Consider the following 22,442-nt stretch of genomic DNA (forward strand, 5'->3'; position numbering starts at 1 on the left):
AACGGCGGGCTTCAGTGCGCGGCGATCGCGCGTTCCTGGTATTCGCGCGGCGTGCAGCCCAGCTCGCGCCGGAACACCGCGTACATGTACTGGAGCGACGTGAACCCGCAGCGGATCGCGACCTCGGCGCTCGACGCCTGCCGGCCGGCGAGCAGCGCCTGCGCCGCTTCGAGCTTGTGGCGCAGGATTTCCTGGTGCACGGTGCGCTGCAGTTCGCGCCGGAAGTGCTCTTCGAGCAGCGAGCGCGACACGCCGACGTAGTCGGCGACCTGCTCGGTCTTGATGCCCTGGCACGCGTACTGGCGAATGAAGTGGCGGGCGCGCATCACGTGCGGGCTCGCGAGCGGCTGGTGGCGGGTCGATTCGAGCACGTTGATCCCGACGGGCGGCACGAGAATCCGCCGGTCCGGAAAACGCGCGCCGCCCAGCATCTGGTGCAGCAGGTGCGCGGCCGTGCGGCCCATTTCCTCGGTGCCCTGGATGACCGACGACAGCGGAATGCGCGTGAGCGTGCGTGTGAGCGGGTCGTTGTCGATGCCGATGATCGCGACCTGTTCCGGTACCGCGAGGCCCGCGATCAGGCACGCCTGCAGCAGGTGCCGCGCGCGCGCGTCGGTCACCGCGATCACGCCGACGGGCTTCGGCAGTGCGTGCAGCCACCCGATCAACTGCTCGATCGCGTGGTTCCAGCCCGACGCGCTGGTCGACAGCCCGCGGTAGATCGGCGCGTCGACGCCGTCCGCGCGCGCGAGGCCGTCGAACGCGAGCTCGCGCTGCTGCGCCCAGCGGTTCTGCTGCGCGACGGGCAGGCTGTACATCGCGAAGTGCGGCAGCCCGGCGCCGATCAGGTGCGTGTACGCGAGCGACACGAGCTTTGCGTTGTCGGTCGCGATATACGGCACGCCGTCCGGATACTGCGCCGGATCTTCGTACGACGAACCGAGCGCGACGATCGGCAGCGGCGAGCCGGCGAGCGCGGCGGCGACGGCCGGATCGTCGAAGTCCGCGATGATGCCGTCGCCGTCGAAGCGCTCGATGCCGGCGAGCCGGCAGCGGAAATCGTCTTCGAGGAACAGGTCCCATACCACGCGCGTCGAGCGCAGGTACTGGCCGATGCCGCTGATGATCTCGCGGTCGTAGACCTTGTTGGCGTTGAACAGCAGCGCGATGCGGTGCGGCGTCTGAGTGGAAGGGGCGCGGTTCATCTCGGTCTCGAGGCGCGCGCCGTCCGGGGCGTCGCGCCGTTGTCTCCGGGCGCGCGGGCAAAGCCGCGCGGCTGTCTGGTGTCCGGCGATTGTAGGACGGAACGCGTGCCGTGCGCAGCGCGCTGGCAAGAAACGTTAAGCGTGCTGCGCAATTTCGCAATTGCGGGCGACGGGGCGCGCGGGCACGATCCAGCCAGATCGAATTCGGCCCGCACGCCAACGCGATGCACGCCGCACTGCAACAAGAAACCGGACGGAGACGCCATGTCGTATTTCGAACATATTCCCGCGATTCGCTACGAAGGCCCGCAGTCGGACAATCCGCTTGCATACCGCTATTACGACCGCACGAAGCTGGTGCTCGGCAAGACGCTCGAGGAGCACCTGCGGATCGCGGTGTGCTACTGGCACACGTTCGTGTGGCCGGGCCACGACATCTTCGGCCAGGGCGCGTTCCAGCGGCCATGGCAGCAGCCGGGCGACCCGCTCGAGCGCGCGCGCCAGAAGGCGGATGCGGCATTCGAGTTCTTCACGAAGCTCGGCACGCCGTTCTACACGTTCCACGACACCGACGTGTCGCCGGAAGGTGACAGCCTGCACGCGTACGTCGAGAACTTCGCGCGGATGACCGACTACCTGGGCGAGCGTCAGCAGGCGACGGGCGTCCGGCTGCTGTGGGGCACCGCGAACCTGTTCTCGCATCCGCGCTTCGCGGCGGGCGCGGCGACCAACCCGAACCCCGACGTGTTCGCGTGGGCGGCCACCCAGGTGCGCCATGCGCTCGACGCGACGCATCGGCTCGGCGGCGAGAACTACGTGCTGTGGGGCGGGCGCGAAGGGTACGAGACGCTGCTCAATACCGATCTCGTGCGCGAGCGTGAGCAGTTCGCCCGCTTCCTGTCGATGGTCGTCGAGCACAAGCACCGGATCGGCTTCAAAGGGGCGCTGCTGATCGAGCCCAAGCCGCAGGAGCCGACGAAGCACCAGTACGACTACGACGTCGCGACGGTGCACGGTTTCCTCACGCAATACGGATTGCAGAACGAGATCCGCGTAAATATCGAGGCGAACCATGCGACGCTCGCCGGTCACTCGTTCCATCACGAGATCGCGAACGCGTTCGCGCTCGGCGTGTTCGGCAGCGTCGACGCGAATCGCGGCGATGCGCAGAACGGTTGGGACACCGACCAGTTCCCGAACAGCGTGGAGGAACTGACGCTCGCGTTCTACGAGATCCTGCGCCACGGCGGCTTTACCACCGGCGGCATGAACTTCGACGCGAAGGTGCGGCGCCAGAGCGTCGATCCGGAAGACCTGTTCTATGGCCATGTCGGCGCGATCGACGTGCTTGCGCTGGCCGTCGAGCGCGCGGCCGTGCTGGTCGGCAACGACCGGCTCGACGCGCTGCGCCGGCAGCGCTACGCGCAGTGGGACAGCGCGTTCGGCCGCGAGATCCTGTCGGGCGGCTACACGCTGGAGTCGCTCGCCGCCGATGCGCTCGCGCGCGGCGTGAACCCGCGGCATGCGAGCGGCGCGCAGGAACGGCTCGAGAACATCGTGAACCAGGCGATCTACGGGCTGCGCTGACGCCATGTACATCGGACTCGATCTTGGCACGTCGGGCGTGAAGGCCGTGCTGCTCGACCGCGACGGTGCGGTGCGGGCCAGCGCGAGCCGGCCGCTGTCGGTGAGCCGGCCGCGGCCGCGCTGGTCCGAACAGGCGCCGCTCGACTGGTGGGACGCGGCATGCGGCGCGCTGGCGGCGCTCGTCGCCGACGCGCGTGCGGCCGGCATCGATCCGCATGACATCGACGCGCTCGGCCTGACCGGGCAGATGCACGGTGCGACGCTGCTCGATGCGCACGGCGACGTGCTGCGCCCCGCGATCCTGTGGAACGACGGCCGCGCGGATGCCGAGTGCGCGGAACTCGAGCGGCTGGCGCCAACGCTGCGCACCGTCGCCGGCAACCTCGCGATGCCGGGCTTCACCGCGCCGAAGCTGCTGTGGGTGCGCCGTCACGAGCCGGACGTGTTCGCGCGAATCGCGCACGTGCTGTTGCCGAAGGATTATCTGCGCTACCGGCTGACCGGTGCGTTCGCGACCGATCCCTCGGATGCCGCCGGCACGCTGTGGCTCGATGTCGCGAAGCGCGACTACGACGACACGCTGCTCGCCGCGTGCGGGCTGTCGCGCGACCAGATGCCCGCCGTGTTCGAGGGCAACCGCATCACCGGCACGCTGCTGCCGGCAATCGCACGCACGCTGGGGCTGCGCGAGATTCCGGTGGTCGCGGGCGGCGGGGACAACGCGGCCGGCGCGGTGGGCGTCGGCATCGTGCGGCCCGGCGACGCGCTGCTGTCGCTCGGCACGTCGGGTGTTTATTTCGCGGTGTCGGACGGTTTTCGCGCGAATCCGGAATCGGCGGTCCACAGCTTCTGTCATGCATTGCCGCATACCTGGCACCTGATGTCGGTGATGCTGAATGCGGCCGGCTGCATCGATTTCACCGCGCAGCTGGCCGGCTACGACGGCGTGGCCGCTCTGCTCGCCGACGCCGAGGCGAACGCGCGCGCGGAGCGCCCGTGGTTCCTGCCTTATCTGAGCGGCGAGCGCACGCCGCACAACGACGTGAATGCGAAGGGCGTGTTCTACGGGCTGACGCCCGACACGCAGCGCGCGGATCTCGCGAACGCGACGCTCGAGGGTGTCGGCTTCGCGCTGCTCGACGGGATCGACGCGCTGCATGCGGCCGGGCTCGCGCCCGACGGCATCACGGTGATCGGCGGCGGCTCGCGCAGTGCGTACTGGACGCAGATGCTCGCCGACCTGAGCGGCCGCGCGCTGACATTGCGCGCGGGCGGCGAGGTCGGCCCGGCGCTCGGCGCCGCGCGGCTCGCGCATCTCGCGCTCGAACCGGATGCGCCGCTCGACGCGGTGTGCCCGCAGCCGCCGGTGGTGGCCGTGCGCGAGCCCGACATGGCGCGCCACGCGTGGTATCGCGACGCGCGGCGGCCGACGTTTCGCGCGCTGTATCGCGCGCTCGAACCGGTGTTTTCGGCAGGCGCGGGTCATACCGCATAACGCCGCGCCGTGTAGTGGCCAGACAAAGGGCGGCGCGTTTCGGCGGCCACCCGGCGTTCGTGGGGTTGTCCAATAAAGAGAGGAGTTGGAGACATGAAATCCGTAACGCGTCGTACCGTATTGAGTGCGCTGGCAGGCGCCGCCACGTTGGCGGCTCTCACGCTTGGCGCGCCGCTCGCGCATGCGAGCAAGGACAAGCCGGAGATCGGCTTCTGCATCGACGACCTGCGCGTCGAGCGCTGGTCGCGCGACCGCGACTATTTCGTGGCCGCCGCCACGCAGCTCGGCGCGAAGGTGTCCGTGCAGTCCGCGGACGCGAGCGAGGCGCGGCAGATCTCGCAGATCGAGAACCTGATCTCGCGCGGCGTGGACGTGATCGTGATCGTGCCGTTCAATTCGAAGACGCTCGGCAACGTCGTCGCCGAAGCGCGCAAGGCGGGCATCAAGGTGGTGTCGTACGACCGGCTGATTCTCGACGCCGACGTCGATGCGTACATCTCGTTCGACAACCAGAAGGTGGGCGAGCTGCAGGCGCAGGGTGTCTACGACGCGAAGCCGAAGGGCAACTATTTCCTGCTCGGCGGCGCGCCGACCGACAACAACGCGAAGATGCTGCGCGAAGGACAACTGAAGGTGCTGAAGCCGGCGATCGATCGCGGCGACATCAAGGTCGTCGGCCAACAGTGGGTGCCTGAGTGGAGCGCGTCGACCGCGCTGCGGATCGTCGAGGATGCACTGACCGCGAACAACAACAAGATCGACGCGATCGTCGCGTCGAACGACGGTACCGCGGGCGGCGCGATCCAGGCGCTCGCCGCGCAGCATCTGGCCGGCAAGGTGCCGGTGTCCGGGCAGGATGCGGACCTCGCGGCGGTCAAGCGCGTGATCGCCGGCACGCAGACGATGACCGTCTACAAGCCGCTCAAGCTGATCGCGAGCGAAGCGGCGAAGCTCGCGGTGGATCTCGCGAAGGGCACGAAGCCCGCGTTCAACGCGCAATACGACAACGGCAAGAAGAAGGTCGACACGGTGCTGCTGCAGCCGACGCTGCTGACCAAGCGCAACGTCGACGTCGTCGTGAAGGACGGCTTCTATACCCAGGCGCAGCTGGCGAGCCAGTAACGGCGCGGCGCGCGGACGGCCCACCGGTGCGTCCGCGCGCATACTGCGAGGCATGAGCGAATGACCGAACCCTTGCTGACGATGCGCGGCATCGTCAAGGATTTCGACGGAGTAAAGGCGCTCGACGGCATCGACCTGATGGTGCGGCCGGGCGAGTGCGTGGGGTTGTGCGGCGAGAACGGCGCGGGCAAATCGACGCTGATGAAGGTGCTGTCGGGCGTCTATCCGCACGGCACGTGGGACGGCGAGATCCGCTGGGAAGGCGCGCCGCTCGTCGCGTCCGGCGTGCGCGACACCGAGCGCGCGGGCATCGTGATCATCCACCAGGAACTGATGCTCGTGCCCGAACTGTCGGTGGCCGAGAACATCTTCCTCGGCAACGAGATCACGTTGCCGGGCGGGCGCATGCACTACGCGGCGATGGTCCAGCGTGCCGAGGAGCTGCTGCACGAATTGCGGATCGACTCGATCAACGTCGCGCAGCCGGTGATGAACTACGGCGGCGGCCACCAGCAGCTGATCGAGATCGCGAAGGCGCTGAACAAGCGCGCGAAGCTGCTGATCCTCGACGAGCCTTCGTCGTCGCTGAGTGCTTCCGAAACGCGTATCCTGCTCGACATCGTGCGCGACCTGAAGCGCCGCGGCGTCGCGTGCGTGTATATCTCGCACAAGCTCGACGAGGTCGAGGCCGTGTGCGACACGGTGACCGTGATCCGCGACGGCCGTCACGTCGCGACCGAGCCGATGCGCGCGCTGACGACTGACCGGATCATCGCGATGATGGTCGGTCGCGAGATCCGCGACCTGTATCCGCGCGAGCCGCACGAGATTGGCGACGTCGTGCTGGAAGCGCGCAACGTGACCTGCCGCGACGTGACGAACGCGCGCCGCAAGCGGGTGGACGACGTGTCGTTCAGCGTGCGGCGCGGCGAGATCCTCGGCGTCGCCGGGCTCGTCGGCGCGGGCCGCACCGAGCTGATGCAGGCGATCTTCGGCGCGTATCCGGGGGCGTGCACGGCGACCGTGCTGATGGACGGCCGGCCGCTCACGATCCGCTCGCCCGCCGACGCGATCCGCGCCGGCATCGCGATGGTGCCCGAGGATCGCAAGCGCCACGGCATCGTGCCGCAGCTCGGCGTCGGCCACAACATCACGCTGGCGGTGCTGCGACGCTTCGCGGCGCGCGGGCGGATCGACGCGGCCGCCGAGCTGGACGCGATCCGCACCGAGATGCAGCGGCTGTCGGTGCGCGCCGCGCACCCGTTCCTGCCGATCTCCAGCCTGTCCGGCGGCAACCAGCAGAAGGCCGTGCTCGCCAAGATGCTGCTGGCCGAGCCGCAGGTGCTGATTCTCGACGAGCCGACGCGCGGCGTCGACGTGGGCGCGAAGGCCGAGATCTACCGGCTCGTGTTCGCGCTCGCGAAGCGCGGCGTCGCGCTGATCGTCGTGTCGTCGGAAATGCCCGAGGTGCTCGGGCTCGCCGACCGCGTGCTGGTGATCGGCGAAGGCGAATTGCGCGGCGATTTCGTCAACGACGGCCTCACGCAGGAACAGATCCTCGGCGCCGCGCTGAAGCCCGCGCGGCGTCCGACCGAACCCACCGCAACGAGTGCGACATGAATTCCGAACTTTCCTCCTCTACGCCGGCGGCGCCGGATGCCGAAGCGCGCGGCCGCTCGACTGGCCGTCCGCTTCGCCAGGTCTTCGTGCGCTACAAGATCCTGGCGCTGCTGTTCGCGGTCGTCGCGATCTGGGCGTTCTTCTCGGTGTTGACCGACGGCGCGTTCGTCACGCCGCGCAACGTGTCGAACCTGCTGCGGCAGATGTCGATCACCGGCATGCTCGCGTGCGGGATGGTCTTCGTGATCATCGCGGGCGAGATCGACCTGTCGGTCGGTTCGCTGCTCGGGTTGCTCGGCGGCGTTGCGGCGATCCTCGACGTGAACCGCCACTGGCCGGTCGCCGCGACGGTGCCGGCCGTGCTCGCGCTCGGCGTGCTGATCGGGCTCTTCAACGGCTGGTGGTCGACCTACCGGCGCGTACCGTCGTTCATCGTCGGGCTGGGCGGGATGCTCGCGTTTCGCGGGATCCTGCTCGGCGTGACGGGCGGCTCGACGATCGCGCCGGTGTCGGACGGTTTCGTGTTCCTCGGGCAGGGCTATCTGCCGCGCGTGGCGGGGGACGGCCTCGCGCTACTGCTGTTCGCGCTCGTCGTGCTGCTGGTCGTGCGGCAGCGCGGCACGCGGCGCCGCTACCGGCTCGCGGTCGCGCCGCTGTGGCAGGACGTCGTGAAGATCGCGGGCGCGGGCGCAGTGCTGTTCGCGTTCGTCGCGACGCTCGACCGCTACGGCGGCATTCCGGTGCCGGTGCTGCTGCTGCTCGCGCTGCTCGGCATCTTCTCGTGGATCGCGACGCAGACCGTGTTCGGCCGGCGCATCTACGCGGTCGGCTCGAATCTCGAGGCGACGCGGCTGTCGGGCGTCGATACCGATCGCGTGAAGCTCGCGATCTTCGCACTGATGGGGCTGATGTGCGCGTTCGCCGGCATTGTGAACACCGCGCGGCTCGCGGCCGGCTCGCCGTCCGCGGGCTCGATGGGCGAACTCGACGCGATCGCCGCGTGCTTCATCGGCGGCACGTCGATGCGCGGCGGGTCGGGCACCGTCTACGGTGCGCTGATCGGCGCGCTCGTGATGGCGAGCCTCGACAACGGCATGTCGATGCTGGACGTCGACGCGTACTGGCAGATGATCGTCAAGGGCGCGGTGCTGGTGCTGGCGGTGTGGATCGACGTGGTGTCGCGCTCGAACCGGCGGTGAGGCGGCGCTCGGCCGCCGGTCAACGAGAGGACGACATGAAACGGAACCCGGTTCCCATGCCCGGTATCTCGGCGCCGGCGGCCGCGCCGCTCGCGAAGCCGGACGTCGAACACGGCCACGCACCGGTGCTCGGCCTGGGCGATCCGCGCGACCGCCGCGTCATCGCGGATGCGCTGCGCTTGCTGCTGCGCGAGCGCTCCGAAGCGCTCGCATTCGCGATGCGCATCGCGGACGAGCGCAACCAGCCGAGGCCCGACGCGAACGATTTCGCGCTGACCGACATCATTCGGCTGGCGCGTGTCGTCGAGCGCGCGGAGCGATGCGGCAACGCGATGCGCGAGGCGGCCCCCGTCGGTGCAGGCTGACGCGCGGGGGGGCGTGGCGGGCGCCGTTGTCGGGCCAATCGCGCGCGAACGTTACCGTTTTTCCCCTCTCGCGTGATTACCTCCGGCCTGACCGGTTTGCACGTCGGCGTGGACGTGGATCGATGCCTGCGCCGGTTATGACGCCGACAGCGTGATCGACACACCCGTCGCCGTATAGACCGGCGTCGCCTTGAAGCCGTCGACCGTCACCGTCGAGAACTTCGCGGCGCCTGCTGCCGCGTCGATCAGCGCGATGGTGTCGCCGGCTTTCGGTGCATAACCGTTCACGAACTTCACGTGCAGCGTGCCGCCCGCGACGGTGAACGCGCCGCCCACACGCAGGCGTCCGCCGCCGTTGCCGTCGATGTCGAGTTCGAGCGCCGTGTTGTCGAGTTGCGTGTAGCGGGTCGCGATCGTGACGGGCGCGCCGGCCGCGATCCGGATGCCACCGCCGGAACCGACATACACGTCGCCGTTGCCGAACGCCGTCGTGGAAGCGGCGGCGAGCGTGCCGCCGCTGACCTGCGTGCCGCCCGTATAGCTGTTGTTGCCCGCCAGCGTCAGCGTGCCGGTGCCTTGCAGCGTCAGCTTGCCGGCGCCCGCGATGTCGTTGCGCCACAGGTCGGCGGCGTTGAGGCCGCCCTTCGACGCGTCCATCGCGACGGTCACGTTGCCGTTGAACGCGCCGTAGCCGTCGGCGGCGGCGAACAGGTTCAGCCGGCCCCAGCCTTCCGCATCGTCCATCACCGGGTAGCCGGACGGCAGTTCGGTGGTCTTCAGCACGACGCGCCGCTGGTCGGCGCCCAGGTACGGGAAGCGCGTCTGCAGCAGGATCTCCGCGCCCTTCGGCACGACCGGCGGCGCGCCGGTCGCGTCGATCGCGCCGAAGCCGTACGTCATGCGGCGCGTGAACGCCGCCTGGTTCGTCGCGTAGTCGGCGAACCGGTCGGCCGCCGTCGTGCCCGAGCGCGCGAATGCCGCGAAGGTCGCATCGGTGGTGCCGGTGAGCTGCTGCAGCGTCTGATGCGCCTGGCCGTACGCGGCCTGCGCGTCGCTCGCGTAGGCGGCGAGATTGGCCGCGCTGACGGCCAGCGCGAGCATGCGGCCGCCGATCACGTCGAGCGGCGAGTGCATGCCGGCGAGGATCCGGTTCTCGCCGAGCTCGAGGCCGCGGCCGACCATTTCCTGGAAGCGCTCGGGCACGAGCCACGCCATCGTCACCGCGTCGCGCATCGCTTCGGCCTGGTGGCCGCTGATGAAGCCGCCGTCGGTCGCCGGCGTCGTGCTTTCCGCGGGTACGAGCGTGGGCGCGACGACGACGCTCGAGCTCCAGCGATACGGCCGCGCATACTTGTAGAAGCGCTTGGCGGGTTCGGTCGACGCGTTGTTGCCCATTTCGTTGAGCAGGTCGACGACTTTCCCGAAATTCGCGTTGCCGCTGCTGCCCACGCCGACGTTGTTGCCGGTGTCGTTGTACAGCACGGTCGTGGCGTCGGCCGGCACGCTGGTGATGCTGGTCGTCTGCTGGGCCGCGGTGCGCCATGCCGCGGTGAGCGGCCCCATGCCGTCGGTCACGCTGTAGCCCTTGCCGCGCCGGTCGTCGTAGTAGGCGGCGTCGGCTTGCTGCGGCGTGCGCGCGGTGGTCGCATTGACCACGTATTGCACGTTCGCCGACAGCACCGCGTCGTTCAGGCTCGTGCCGCACGGCGTGCCGTTGCCGGGCAGCCCCGTGCAGGTGGAAGGCGAGATGGCCGGAAACGCGCCGTTGGCCGGCGCGGTCACGCCCGCATCGACGAGCATCGTCGACGGCTGCCACAGGTCGAGGAAGCGGCTCACCACGCGCACGGCGGCGTTGGTCGACAGCGTTGCATAACGAGCGTCGCCGCGCTGGTTGGTCGCGACGTTGTCGACGAACGCGGGCACGCTCGGAACGGGCGCGCTGTCGACGAAGCCGGGGCCGGCCGGCGGTGCCGGGACCGCGGCGTTCGTCGAGCTCGTCGCGACGACATCGTCGCCGCCGCCGCAGGCAGCCAGTAGGATCGCGGTCGACAGCGCTGCGACGTGCAGCGGGAGACGGCTCGGTGACGCAAGCATGCAAACTCCATCCTGAGGGTAGAAGACGGAGCATTGTGGTGGCCGAGCGTGACGCGACGGTTACGAAGCCGTTTCACGTCATTCGGCGCGATCGAGAGTGTCCCGCTTTCGGGTGATGATGTTTAGTCTGTTTTCCTAAACGGGACGGATATCGAAAGCAATATGGATGTCGGTAGTGGTGCGACGTGGCTACGCGTGCGATGTGCTCGCCTCCAGCCGGAACAGGGATACCGACTCGGAAAGCTGATTTCCCTGTTCCTCGAGCGACTTCGATGCGGCGGCGGCCTCTTCGACGAGCGCCGCATTCTGTTGCGTGACTTCATCCATTTGCGTGATGGCCAGGTTGACCTGCTCGATGCCGCGGCTCTGCTCGCTCGATGCCGCCGCGATCTCGCCCATGATGTCCGTCACGCGCGCCACCGCCTGCGTCACCTGGTCCATCGTGTCGCCCGCATTGTGCGCGAGACGCGAGCCGTCCTGGATCTTCTGGACCGATTGCGTGATCAGTTGCCGGATTTCCTTCGCGGCGGTCGACGAACGTTGCGCGAGACTTCTCACTTCGCTGGCGACGACCGCGAAGCCGCGGCCTTGTTCGCCCGCACGTGCCGCTTCCACGGCCGCGTTGAGCGCGAGGATGTTCGTCTGGAACGCGATCCCTTCGATCATCCCGGTGATCTCGGCGATTTTCGTCGAGCTGTCGCTGATGTCCGTCATCGTTTCGACCACCAGGCCGACCGCGGTGCTGCCGCGCTGCGCGATTTCCGACGCGTTATTGGCCAGCGAGCTTGCCTGCTGCGCATTGTCGGCGTTCAGTCGCACGGTGGACGTCAATTCTTCCATGCTGGATGCGGTCTCCTGCAGCGACGCGGCCTGCTGTTCCGTGCGCGACGACAGATCCTGGTTGCCGGACGCGATTTCGCTCGCGCCTGTCGCGACGTTGCCGGACGCAATGCGGACCTGCGAAATCACGCGCACCAGATTGGCCTGCATTTCGCGCATGGAAGCGAGCACGCTGCCGCGCGGCGCGTCGACGGTGGCGGACCCGGCGGCGAGGTCGCCGCTGGCGATGCGCTGCGCGATGTCGCTGAGCGTGGCAGGCTCCGTGCCGAGCGAACGGGTCAGCCCTCGCACGATGAAGATGCCCGCCGCCACCGCGCCCGCGACGGAGGCGATGCAGATGAAGATGAGCAGCGCCCGCCGGGACGCGTAGCTGTCTTCCGAGTCTTTCACCATCTGCACGGCGCGTTCGCGCGTGTAGACGATATAGGCCTGCGATGCGTCGACCAGTTGCGCCAGAAGCGGGCGGCATTGTTCGTTCATCATCGTGATGGCCTGATCGCGCCGGTTGTTCAGCGCGGCGTCGACGATGGCCCGTGCCACCGGGCCGTACCTGGTCTCGATCTGGTCGATTTGCCGCACCAGCTCGCGCGCCTTGTCGGTTGCGTCGGTGCCTTCACCCACGGCGCTCTTGAGTGCGGCGAGCCGTGCGCTGACATCGCGGTCGGCCTGCAGCGCTGCTTCCTTCTCGATCTCCAGGTCGCGTGGCGTTGTCACGAGCACCAGGTTGCGAGCCGCGATGGCTCGCCGATCGACGGCGACGCGTACCTTGGCGGCCAGTTCCGCGCGAGCGTTGATGCCATTCACGTAATTCGCGAACACCGCGTTCGCGTTGCTGAGCGATACGACGCCGAGGAACGAAACGAGCAGCACCACACATGCCAGAAGGCCGAATGTAAGAGTGAGTTTGGTGCGAACCGTAAGCTGTTTGCTATGCATCTTCTGGATCCCTTGCGTAGATGGTGGGTAGCGTTCCTTATTATCGGATTGGTTAAAAAAGTATTTAGAGTGCTTGAAGAACGCAATCGTTTGCGGGGCGAGAAACTTCGAAATGGTCAAGAACGCGCTGTTCGGGGCGTTATTCGGAGAGGTTTTTACCTCAGATGTTATGGAGTGCGTTATTTCGGAATCGGCGCTGTCACGAAATTTTCACTATCCGTTCGGATGGCCATGAGGTTGCCGATCGATGCGGGCTCGACAGCCTGCAACGGCAGGCGTGTCACTTTCCAGGCAGCGAAGCTGCCGGGTCGCCGGAGCCGGCGAACGATGCGGTGGCACGATCGCGCGGCCGGCGATCGGTGTGCTGCGTTGCAGGGCGAGACGAATGCCGGAAGGAAAAGGGCGGCCGCAGTCGACCGCAACGCCCCCTAAACCGGATGCACAAGCGATCCCGTGTCGCCGCGGCACACGCGGTTTCTACCGTGGCGCTTCGCCGTATACAACGCGAGGTCCGCTTGATGCGTAAGCGCGTCGACGGACGTCGGGCGTGCGCGATGCCCGGTTGCGTATCCGATGCTGACGGTGAAAGCGGGAACCGACTCGGCGAATCCGGCGAGCTGGTTGCGTTCCACGTCCGCGCGAATGGCCTCGGCGACCTTCGCGGCGCCGCTTTCATCCGTGTCCGGCAGCACCGCGACGAACTCTTCGCCGCCGTAGCGCGCGGCGATGTCGGCGCGCCGCCGCGTGTGAGTCCGGATGCATTCGGCCAGGAATCTCAGTGCCGTGTCACCCTGCGCATGCCCGTATCTGTCGTTGTACTGCTTGAAGTGGTCGGCATCGATGAACAGCACGGACAGGCTGCCGTCGTTGCTGCGCTGGAGCCGCTTCCATTCGTCGGCCAGCGCGACGTCGAGCGCACGGCGGTTGTGCAGGCCCGTCAGCGGATCGGTGCGGGTGAGATCGGTCAGCAACGTCTGCTTGCGAAGATTGTCCCGCAGCGCGAATGCGAGCAGCCAGACGACCGCGCAGAAGAGCGCGCAGATGAACGATGCCGACACGCCGACCGACCATGACATGCGCGTGAAGCTGGCCAGCACGTCGCGCTCGGCGGGCGCGACGACGGCAATCAGCGGTGTACCGGGCACCCGCTGGAACGTATAGAGCCGCAAGGTTCCGTCGATGCGCGAGTAGGCTGCATAGAATCCCGATTCCTGGGTCAGCATGCGATTGAAGGCCTTCGAACTGCGCAGGCGGAGCATCTGGTGCTCGCTCAGCGGCGGATTTCTGGCCAGGATGGTGCCGTCCGAGCGCAGGATCGCGCTGATGCCGTTCGGCCCGACGTTCAGTCGGGCAAGCAACTGATCGAAGTAGGCGATGTCGATGGCGACGATCGCGATCCCGTTGAACGCGTGGTCCGGACCTTCGATGCGCCGGGACAGCGCGATGGACTCCTTGCCGTTGCGCGAGCGCGCGCGATACGCCTCCGATACGTAAAGGCCGACGTCCGCCGAATCGCGATGGACCTTGAAGTAGTCGCGATCGCTGAAATCCCAACGGTGAGTCGGGCCGCAACACCCGTCGATCACGCGGCCGTTTCGGTCCGTCACGCCCATGCCGGTCACGTATTGCGCGGCCGCGCGCTGGAACAGCAGATCGTGGCGCAGCCCGGCGTCCATGTGCCCGACCTCCGGCTTGCCGAGATTGGAGGCGAGCGCGATCAGCGCGTTGTTGGACGTTTCGACGGTCCGCGCGATCTCGCTGACCAGCACGGCGGCGACGTTGCGCGAGGTCTCGTGCGCGTGCTCGACGACTCCGCTTCTCGTGGCCCACAGCGTCATCGCGCTGATGCTCAACGCGGCGAGCGACATCAGTGTGCCGAGTGCGCCGACGACAAGATGGTTTCGTCCCGCCCAGTCGGCGATTTTCTCGATGGAAGTGGATGCGGACATGCTAGCGCTCGTAGGCAATGCCCGGTGCGATGACCGTGGCGCGCTGAAATCCGGGTTAACGGCAGGTCAGCGAGGAAATCGAGGTCTGCATGCGAAGCGAATCGGCGCGGCGTTGCCGCAAACGTGTGCGGCCGCCGCGCCGGTTGCGTCGAAACCGATCCGTCAGGCAGGCGCGCCGGATTCGTCGACGAGCCGCCCGAGCCGCACGACGGTGACACCGGGCCGCAATTGCCGCAGCGACGGCATCACGAGCACGCAGTCGGGATAGGGCGTCACGACGGGGACCTCGTTCGACCAGCCGATCACGGTGCCGGCGTCCGGGAAATGTTCGAGCCCGGTATAGTCGCCCGCGAAACGAAACACGCCGTTGGTCGCGACCACGGGCTCCGTCACTTGAACGACGCGCATCGTGTCGGGCAGCGGCAGGAACCAGCCGGCGGGCAGGTCGTCACGCTCGACCACGCCGGACGCGACCAGGAAGCGGGCCGTGGTGTCGCGGGCGACGTCCACCGCGCGTGCTTCCCAGTGCTGCCCGCATTCCACCAGCATCGCGCACTTCGGGCTGCCCGGCTCGCCGAAGGCCGCGTAATCGCGCATCCGCGTGCCTTCCGGGTGGCCTTCGTCGCGGATCACGGTGGCCGGCGCGCCGACGCGGCGCGCGAGCGCGACACCCTTTTCGAGCGGCCCCACGACGATCAGCGGCGCACTGCGCTCGTGCATCGAATGCAGGTCGAGCAGCCAGTCGGCGGCGTCGACGAACGGGCGCAGCGCGCGGGCGCGATCGAGTTCGACCGAGCGGGCCGACAGATCGTCGAGCACGGCGGGCGTCCACACGCGGTTGAAATCCTGGTCGACGAAGCGCGCCGCGTCCGGCTGCGCGGGATCGAAGCGCGCGTAGGCCGCGACGTTCGCGAACGACAGCGTCAGCGTGCCGCGACGCGGCCGCACGCCGAGCGCCAGCAGCGCGTCGACGACGATCGCGCCGCAGACTTCGTTGCCGTGCGTGAGCGCGTTGACCATCACGTTCGGGCCGGTTTCGCCGGCCGCGAAGCGGTACACGTGGTCGACGCCGGTATTGCCCGCGCGGTGCGGTGCAAGGTCGGGAAACGAAACTTCGATCGGGTAGCGCGTGAAAGCGGTCATGGCGGCATGCCGGGTAACGAAAACATCAGGAAGGGGCGTGCGATCAGTCGAGCCCGCCCTGGCACAGGTACTTGATCGACAGGTAGTCGTCGAGGCCGTAGCGCGAACCTTCGCGGCCGTAGCCCGATTCCTTCACGCCGCCGAACGGCGCGGCCTCGCTCGCGAGCGCGCCCTCGTTGATGCCGACGATGCCCGTTTCGAGCCGCGCCGACACGCGCGCGATCCGCCGGACGTCCTGCGTGTAGAAATACGCGGCGAGCCCGAACGGCGTGTCGTTCGCGGCGCCGACGGCTTCGTCCTCGGTATCGAACGGAAACAGCGCGGCGACCGGCCCGAACGTCTCCTCGCAATCGAGCTGCATGCCGGCGGCTGCATCGGCCAGCACGGTCGGCGCGTAATAGTTCGGCCCCAGTTCTGGCAGGCGCCTGCCGCCCGTCAGCACGCGGGCGCCGCGCTCGAGCGCATCGTCGACATGGCGCGCGATCTTGTCGACCGCGCGTGCGTTGATCATCGGGCCGATCTGCGCGGCGGGGTCGGTTGCCGGGGCAACTTTCAACGCGCCGACCCGCGCGGCGAGCTTCGCGGCGAAGGCGTCGTAGATGCGGGCCTGCACGTACACGCGATTCGGCGACACGCAGGTCTGGCCGCCGTTGCGGAACTTGGCGGCCATCAGCCCGTCGACGGCGGCGTCGAGCTCGGCATCGTCGAACACGATGAACGGCGCATTGCCGCCGAGCTCGAGCGACAGCTTCTTGAGCGTCGCGGCCGATTCGCGTGCGAGCAGCTTGCCGACGGGCGTCGATCCCGTAAACGTGATCTTGCGCACGCGGGCGTCGGCGAGCCAGTCGGCCACCGCGTCGATGCCGTGCGCGCGCGATGCGGCGATCATGTTCAGCACGCCGGGCGGCACGCCGGCCTCCTGCGCGAGGAACGCCAGCGCGAGCGCCGTGAGCGGCGTGTCCTCGGCCGGCTTCGCGACGACCGTGCAGCCGGCCGCGAGCGCGGGCGCGATCTTGCGCGCGATCATCGCGAGCGGGAAATTCCACGGCGTGATCGCGGCGACGACGCCGATCGGCTCCTTGACCGCACTCAGCCGCTTGCCGCGCTGCTGTTGCGGAATCAGGTCGCCGTAGGTGCGGGTCGCTTCCTCGGCAAACCACAGCACGTACGACGCGCCATACGCGACTTCGCCGCGCGCTTCGGCGAGCGGCTTGCCCTGTTCGCGCGACATCAGTTTCGCGAGATCGTCGGTATGCGCGACGATCGCCGCATGCCATGCGCGCAGGATCGCCGCGCGTTCGCGGGCCGGCGTCGCACGCCACGCGGGCAGCGCGCGCACGGCCGCGTCGGTCGCGGCACGCGCGTCGGCCGGGCCGCTGTCGGGCACGTCGGCCACGTGTTCGAGCGTCGCCGGATCGGTGACCGTGAAGCGGCCGCCGTCGAGCGCATCGCGCCACGCGCCGTCGATCAGGTTTGCACTGCGAACGAGTTCGGTGCGGGAGAGGGTAAGTGACATGGCTGGTCCTGGGATGAAGGCGGCTCGACGGCGAAAGGCGGGCGCATCGCGGCGACGCGCGTACGGCGCGCCGCCGCACTCGCGGTGGCCGCGGCCGTGCGTCAGTGCCGTTCGCCGAACAGCGATTCGAGCGGATAGTGCCGCTTGACGAACGGCGACTTGATGATCACGTAGCTGAAATATTTCTCGATGCCGATGTTCTGCTCGAGCAGCCCTTCGACGATCGTCTGGTAGTGGCTCACGCTGCGCGTGACGAACTTGAGCAGATAGTCGTAGCCGCCGCTCGCGAGATGGCACTCGACGATCTCGTCGACATCGCGGATCGCCGCGACGAACCGGTCGAAGTCCTCGCGCCGGTGGTCGGCGAGCGTGACCTCGGTAAACACCACCTGCACGTCGCCGAGCTTCTCGAGCTGGATATGCGCGCCGTACCCGGCGATGTAGCCGGCTTTCTCGAGCCGCTTCACGCGGATCAGGCACGGGCTCGGCGACAGTCCGACTGCATCGGCCAGTTCGACGTTGGTCATGCGCCCGCGCTTTTGCAACTGGGAAAGAATGCGCAGGTCGATCCGGTCTAGCTTGCTGTCCGTCATGTTCGCGTGAGAAGGCAGAAATGGAATGTCCGGTTACTTTAGAGTCGAACGGTAGCCGCCACAAGTCCGGCTTTCCCTCGCCCGCTTCATGGCCGACTCACGCCCGACTCGCGCCGGCTGCGCGTGGGCGGCGTCGAGCGCGCGCTGCACGCACGCGTCGGCCAGCACGTCGTCGAGCGTCTTGCGCACGCGTTCGAACATCAGGTCGAACTCGCCGGCCGTGAAGCTCAGCGCCGGCGCGAAACCGAGCACGCCGTCGCCGAACGCGCGGAACACGATGCCGTTCGCGTACGCGGCCGCCGTGATCCGGTCGGGCAGGTTCAGCGTCGGGTCGAAGCGCGTCTTGCGCGCCTTGTCGGCCACCAGCTCGAGCGCGCCGAGCAGGCCCGCCGAACGCGCCTCGCCGACCAGCGGGTGGTCGCGCAGCGCGGCAAGGCCCGCCGCGAAGCGCGGCGCCACTGCCTGGCCGTTCGCGAGCAGCCCGCCTTCGTGATAGAGCCTCAGCACCTCGAGGCCGATCGCGGCGCTGACCGGATGCGCGGAATACGTGTGGCCGTGCCCGACCACCGCGGAATCGGTGCGGCTGCCCGCGATCCCTTCATAGATTTCGTCGGACATCAGGACCGCGCCCATCGGCGCATAACCGGCCGTCAGGCCCTTCGCGACGGTCATCAGGTCCGGCTCGACGCGTTCGGTCTCGCACGCGAACAGCGGGCCCGTGCGGCCGAAGCCGGTGATCACCTCGTCGGCCACGAACAGGATGCCGAGACGCCGGCATGCGTCGCGCATCGCCTTCAGCCAGCCTGCCGGCGGCACGATCACGCCGCCGGAGCCTTGCACCGGCTCGCAGAAGAACGCGGCGACGTTGTCCGCGCCGAGTTCCGCGACCTTCGCTTCGAGCGCGGCGACGGACGCCGCGATCAGCGCCTGCGGATCGTCGCCGAGTGGGTGGCGATACGGGTAGGGCGACGGAATGTGGTGCTGGTCGGCGCGCGGCAGGTCGAAATGGCGGTGGAACGCGGGCAACGCGGTGAGCCCGGCGCCGATCGACGACGAGCCGTGATAACCGCGCTCGAGCGCGATCATGTGCTTCTTCGTCGGGCGGCCGGTCGCGTTGAAATAGTGCGTGATGAAACGCACCGCGGAATCGACGGCGTCCGAGCCGCCGAGCGTGAAGTACACGCGGTTCAGCGACGCGGGCGCGAGCGCGGCGAGCCGCTCGGCGAGCTCGATCGCGGGCTGCGACCCGAAATGGAAATAGCCGGTTGCATACGGCAGCTTCGCCATCTGCTCGGCCGCCGCCTTCACGATGCTGTCGCGGCCGTAGCCGACGTTCACGCACCACAGGCCGGAAAACGCGTCGAGCAGCGTGTGGCCTTGCGCATCGCGCAGGAACACGCCGTCGGCGGAGTCGAGCACGGTGACGCCGCGCGCCTCGTGCGTGCGGTAATTGACGACCGGGTGGATCAGGTGTTGGCGATCGGCTTCGATCAGCGCGGAGTAGGTCATGGCAGGGCGGGACTCTCGTCGGGTGTCAGCGATGGAGTCATGCTAACGAGCGAGAAATTAGCGCGTGCCTTCAATTTGCCGGCTGAAACGTACGGGTGCGGCGTTTGCACGGCGCGCTTCGGCATTTTCTGCTGCGCCCGCGCGCCGGTGCGGATGAGCGGTCAGTAACCGCGCGCGCGATCGACGACGCCGATCATCGGCTGCCCCGCGCGATGGCGCGCGAGGTTCGCCAGCACCGCGTCGACGGCGGTGTCGGGCCGCGTCGCGCTGGCGATGTGCGGCGTGATCCGGATGCGCGGATGCGTCCAGAACGGATGTCCGGCCGGCAACGGTTCGGGGTCCGTCACGTCGAGGATCGCGCTGTCGAGCCGGCCGCTGTCGAGCGCCGCGAGCAGCGCGGCCGCGTCGAGCTGCGGGCCGCGACCGACCTGCACGAGCGACGCGCCGGCCGGCAGCGCGTCGAACACGCGCGCGCCGAGCAGCCCGCGCGTGCCGTCCGTCAGCGGCAGCAGGCAGATCAGGATGTCGGTGCGCGCGAGAAACGCGTCCAGCGCCGCGTCGCCCGCATGGCACTCGACGCCGTCGAGCGTGCGCGGCGTGCGGCTCCAGCCGGCGCACGGGAAGCCGAAGCGCCGCAGCATGTCGAGCACGGCCTGGCCGAGCGTGCCGAGCCCGAGCACGCCGACGCGGCGCGTTGTGGCCGCGCGCACCGGCCGCTCGTGCCATACCTGCGCGCGTTGCTGCGCCGCGTAGTCGAACAGGTCGCGATGGATCGTCAGCACGGCCTGCGTCACATACTCGACCATGCCGTCGACGATGCCGGGTTCGATCATCCGCACGACCGGGATGTGCGCGGGCACGCGCGACAGGTCGAACTGGTCGATGCCGGCGCCGACGGAGAACACGATCTCGAGGTTCGGCAGCAGCGCGACCGGATCGTCGGGCGGCTGCCACGCGGCGAGGTAGCGCACCGCGTGCGGATCGCCGATGTCAGGCCAGATCCGGAACGCGAGGTCGGGCGCCTGTTGCGCGAAACGGTGCGCCCATTGCGCGCCACGCACCGGATCGGCCTTGTAGACGAAGCTCATGGCTCGCGTCGCTCAGCCGAGCGCCTGGTTCACGATCGCGAACGCGCGCAGCGCCGGGTCGCGCGCGGGCGCGTCGCCGCGCACCATCGCGACGACCGTGTCGACCCGCGGCAACCCGAGCCCCTGCAGCCAGTCGGTCAGGCCGCTGTCGCCCGGCACGTCGAGCCGCACGAACATGCCCTCGTGCAGCGCGAGCCAGTGGCTGATGAGCGCCTGCGCGCGCAGCGCGTCCGGCGCGATCACCGGGCCGATCGCGTGGCCGCGGCCGAACCGGCGGAACAGCGCGAAGCCGAGCAGTTCACCGTCGCGATCGAGCGCGATGCCGTTGGCGACGTCGAGCAGCGCGTCGGTCACCGCGTCGCGCGGATAGCCGGCCGCACGCGACGCGAGCGCCGCGAGTCGCGGGCCGTCGTTCGTGCCGAGCGGGCGCAGCCGTTCGCCGGGCGGCAGCGAGATCAGCGGCGGCTGGAATACGGTGCCCTGGTGCTGGTCGATCGTGCCGATCGCGTGGAAGCCGAACTTCGCGTACAGCGGTTCGCCGGCCGGCGTCGCATGCAGGAACACCGTGCGCGTGCCGAAGCCGTCGACGATCCGTGCGAGGAGTTCGCGGCCGATGCCGCGCCCGTGGTGCTCGGGCGACACGATCACCATGCCGAGCGACGCGTGCGACTCGCCGAAGCGCCAGCCGAGCGCGGTGCCGACGACGCCGGTGTCGTCTTCGGCGACGAAGCCGCTGCCGAGCTGCAGCACGAAGCGCCAGTCGTCGACCCGATGCGGCCAGTTGAACGCTTGCGACAGCCGATGCGCGGCGGGCAGGTCGCTTTCGGCGAACGGACGATAGGTAAGCGTGCGGGAAGAATTGAGGTCGGCCACGCCGGACTCCGGATGGGTAGGAATGACGTATCGACTCTGCCAGCGCCACTGCGGCGCGGATAGGACGATTCGCCTGTTTTCCGGCTTTGGCGGGCGGCCGTGCGAGATCGACGCAAACGGGCTCGATCGGCACGGACGAACGCGCGCTTCGTGCCGGCGGGGCTCGTCAATCCGACAGCTTCTGCTGTGTGAATGCCACTACGATGGAAACGCGCCGGCGCCGCCGCGCGCCGGCGAGCCGCGCCGGGCGGCAGCCGCGTTGCGGTTTCGCGAGGTTCGCCCGGACGGCGCGGCAGCACCACGCGATCGCGCCGCAGATCGTGCTGCCCGCGGCCCGCAACACGCGGCGATCGTGCGTTTCGAGCGGCGCCGAACGATGTGCGAACGACTTTTTGCCTTGATTCAATTTCGTTGAACCCAGCCCGTCCCCGGCCCTGCCGGGGCTTCACACCGACAGGACGTCATCATGATCCAATTTGAACCGAAGTTCATCACGTTCGACTGCTACGGCACGCTGACGCGTTTCCAGATGGCGGAGCTTGCGCGCGAGATTTACGCGGACCGGCTGTCGCCGGTCGCGATGGAGGACTTCGTGCGCGCGTTCGCCGCTTATCGGCTCGACGAGGTGCTCGGCGCGTGGAAGCCGTACCGCGACGTCCTTGTCAACGCGATCCGTCGCACCTGCGCGCGGATCGGCGTGACGTTCGACGAAGCCGAGGCCGAGCGCTTCTATCTCGCGGTCCCGACCTGGGGCCCGCATCCGGACGTGCCGGTCGGGCTGTCGCGGCTCGCGAAGAAGTACAAGCTGGTGATCCTGTCGAACGCAATGGACGACCAGATCATGAGCAACGTCGACAAGCTCGGCGCGCCGTTCCACGCGGTGTTCACCGCGCAGCAGGCGCAGTCGTACAAGCCGCGCATGCAGGGCTTCGAATACATGTTCGACAAGCTCGGCTGCCAGCCGCAGGACGTGCTGCACGTATCGTCGAGCCTGCGTTACGACCTGATGACGGCCGAGGATCTCGGGATCAAGCACAAGGCGTTCGTCAATCGCGGCCACGAGCCGGGCACGCCGTACTACAACTACACGGAAGTGTCCGACATCGGCGATCTCGCGACGCAGCTCGGCCTGTAAGCGTCGCGTCGGCTGCGCGCGCACGGGGTCGTGCGTCGCGCCGCCGGCCGGGCACGCCGGGGCGAATCCAGTGAGCGGCCGGCCCGGCCGTTCGCTCGGGTGCGTACGATCAGCGCACGAATCGAGGGTAAATACCGATGCGATGACGTTCAAGGTAGAGCCGCCAACGCCGA

General features: G+C 68.5%; 17 protein-coding genes and 1 pseudogene. 8 read left to right on the plus strand and 10 right to left on the minus strand.

Translation table 11 applies throughout. The features are described from left to right. Window positions 1-11: 11 nt before the first annotated feature. Window positions 12-1,205, minus strand: coding sequence for a XylR family transcriptional regulator (locus OEJ37_RS08810; protein ID WP_263344030.1), 1,194 nt, complete (start codon window positions 1,203-1,205; stop codon window positions 12-14). Window positions 1,206-1,469: 264 nt separating this feature from the next. Between OEJ37_RS08810 and xylA the strand changes: the two genes are divergently transcribed. The 6 genes from xylA (at window position 1,470) to OEJ37_RS08840 (ending at window position 8,593) form a co-directional block, all read left to right on the plus strand. Continuing rightward, a complete protein-coding gene (xylA, locus tag OEJ37_RS08815; protein ID WP_263344031.1) occupies window positions 1,470-2,792 on the plus strand; it encodes a xylose isomerase in 1,323 nt (440 codons plus the stop codon). A gap of 4 nt (window positions 2,793-2,796) precedes the next feature. Then, window positions 2,797-4,287: a xylulokinase gene (gene xylB, locus OEJ37_RS08820; RefSeq protein ID WP_263344032.1), complete on the plus strand. Its 1,491-nt coding sequence runs from the start codon at window positions 2,797-2,799 to the stop codon at window positions 4,285-4,287. 93 nt (window positions 4,288-4,380) lie between these two features. Beyond that, the gene (gene xylF, locus OEJ37_RS08825) at window positions 4,381-5,409 is read left to right on the plus strand and encodes a D-xylose ABC transporter substrate-binding protein (protein WP_263344033.1); all 1,029 of its coding nucleotides are present in this window, start codon (window positions 4,381-4,383) and stop codon (window positions 5,407-5,409) included. 60 nt (window positions 5,410-5,469) lie between these two features. Further along, window positions 5,470-7,029: a D-xylose ABC transporter ATP-binding protein gene (gene xylG, locus OEJ37_RS08830; protein ID WP_263344034.1), complete on the plus strand. Its 1,560-nt coding sequence runs from the start codon at window positions 5,470-5,472 to the stop codon at window positions 7,027-7,029. Continuing rightward, window positions 7,026-8,228 carry a sugar ABC transporter permease gene (locus OEJ37_RS08835; protein WP_174417144.1) on the plus strand — a complete coding sequence of 401 codons (1,203 nt, stop codon included), beginning with the start codon at window positions 7,026-7,028 and terminating at the stop codon, window positions 8,226-8,228. Before xylG ends, OEJ37_RS08835 begins: the two co-directional genes overlap by 4 nt. Before the next feature lie 35 nt (window positions 8,229-8,263). Next, window positions 8,264-8,593 carry a hypothetical protein gene (locus tag OEJ37_RS08840; protein WP_263344035.1) on the plus strand — a complete coding sequence of 110 codons (330 nt, stop codon included), beginning with the start codon at window positions 8,264-8,266 and terminating at the stop codon, window positions 8,591-8,593. A 135-nt stretch (window positions 8,594-8,728) separates the two neighbouring features. On the opposite strand, the gene OEJ37_RS08845 is transcribed toward OEJ37_RS08840, so the two are convergent. The 9 genes and pseudogenes from OEJ37_RS08845 to OEJ37_RS08885 form a co-directional block, all read right to left on the minus strand. Then, window positions 8,729-10,687, minus strand: coding sequence for a phosphatase PAP2 family protein (locus OEJ37_RS08845; RefSeq protein WP_263344036.1), 1,959 nt, complete (start codon window positions 10,685-10,687; stop codon window positions 8,729-8,731). Between the two features lie 189 nt (window positions 10,688-10,876). After that, the gene (locus tag OEJ37_RS08850) at window positions 10,877-12,463 is read right to left on the minus strand and encodes a methyl-accepting chemotaxis protein (protein ID WP_263344160.1); all 1,587 of its coding nucleotides are present in this window, start codon (window positions 12,461-12,463) and stop codon (window positions 10,877-10,879) included. A 428-nt stretch (window positions 12,464-12,891) separates the two neighbouring features. Then, a complete protein-coding gene (locus OEJ37_RS08855) occupies window positions 12,892-14,412 on the minus strand; it encodes a sensor domain-containing diguanylate cyclase (protein WP_263344038.1) in 1,521 nt (506 codons plus the stop codon). Between the two features lie 162 nt (window positions 14,413-14,574). Beyond that, window positions 14,575-15,555 carry a M14 family metallopeptidase gene (locus tag OEJ37_RS08860; RefSeq protein WP_175919996.1) on the minus strand — a complete coding sequence of 327 codons (981 nt, stop codon included), beginning with the start codon at window positions 15,553-15,555 and terminating at the stop codon, window positions 14,575-14,577. A gap of 43 nt (window positions 15,556-15,598) precedes the next feature. Further along, window positions 15,599-17,071 (minus strand): NAD-dependent succinate-semialdehyde dehydrogenase, encoded by a 1,473-nt coding sequence (locus OEJ37_RS08865; protein ID WP_263344039.1) that lies wholly within the window; start codon window positions 17,069-17,071, stop codon window positions 15,599-15,601. A gap of 101 nt (window positions 17,072-17,172) precedes the next feature. Then, complete coding sequence (locus OEJ37_RS08870; RefSeq protein ID WP_034182400.1) at window positions 17,173-17,664, minus strand: Lrp/AsnC family transcriptional regulator; 492 nt, start codon at window positions 17,662-17,664, stop codon at window positions 17,173-17,175. A 111-nt stretch (window positions 17,665-17,775) separates the two neighbouring features. Further along, window positions 17,776-19,173: pseudogene (locus OEJ37_RS08875) on the minus strand (aspartate aminotransferase family protein); the annotation flags it as partial. A 161-nt stretch (window positions 19,174-19,334) separates the two neighbouring features. Then, window positions 19,335-20,261, minus strand: a complete 927-nt coding sequence (locus tag OEJ37_RS08880; RefSeq protein WP_175919999.1) for a 2-hydroxyacid dehydrogenase — start codon at window positions 20,259-20,261, stop codon at window positions 19,335-19,337. A gap of 12 nt (window positions 20,262-20,273) precedes the next feature. Next, window positions 20,274-21,134, minus strand: a complete 861-nt coding sequence (locus OEJ37_RS08885; protein ID WP_175920000.1) for a GNAT family N-acetyltransferase — start codon at window positions 21,132-21,134, stop codon at window positions 20,274-20,276. A 22-nt stretch (window positions 21,135-21,156) separates the two neighbouring features. On the opposite strand from OEJ37_RS08885, the gene OEJ37_RS08890 reads away from it, so the two are divergent. Continuing rightward, complete coding sequence (locus OEJ37_RS08890; RefSeq protein ID WP_174417134.1) at window positions 21,157-21,549, plus strand: hypothetical protein; 393 nt, start codon at window positions 21,157-21,159, stop codon at window positions 21,547-21,549. Window positions 21,550-21,600: 51 nt separating this feature from the next. Further along, window positions 21,601-22,269, plus strand: coding sequence for a haloacid dehalogenase type II (locus tag OEJ37_RS08895; protein ID WP_175920001.1), 669 nt, complete (start codon window positions 21,601-21,603; stop codon window positions 22,267-22,269). Window positions 22,270-22,442: the final 173 nt, after the last annotated feature.

This window comes from Burkholderia sp. BKH01 (assembly GCF_025685725.1).
Classification (GTDB): Bacteria; Pseudomonadota; Gammaproteobacteria; order Burkholderiales; family Burkholderiaceae; genus Burkholderia; species Burkholderia pyrrocinia_C.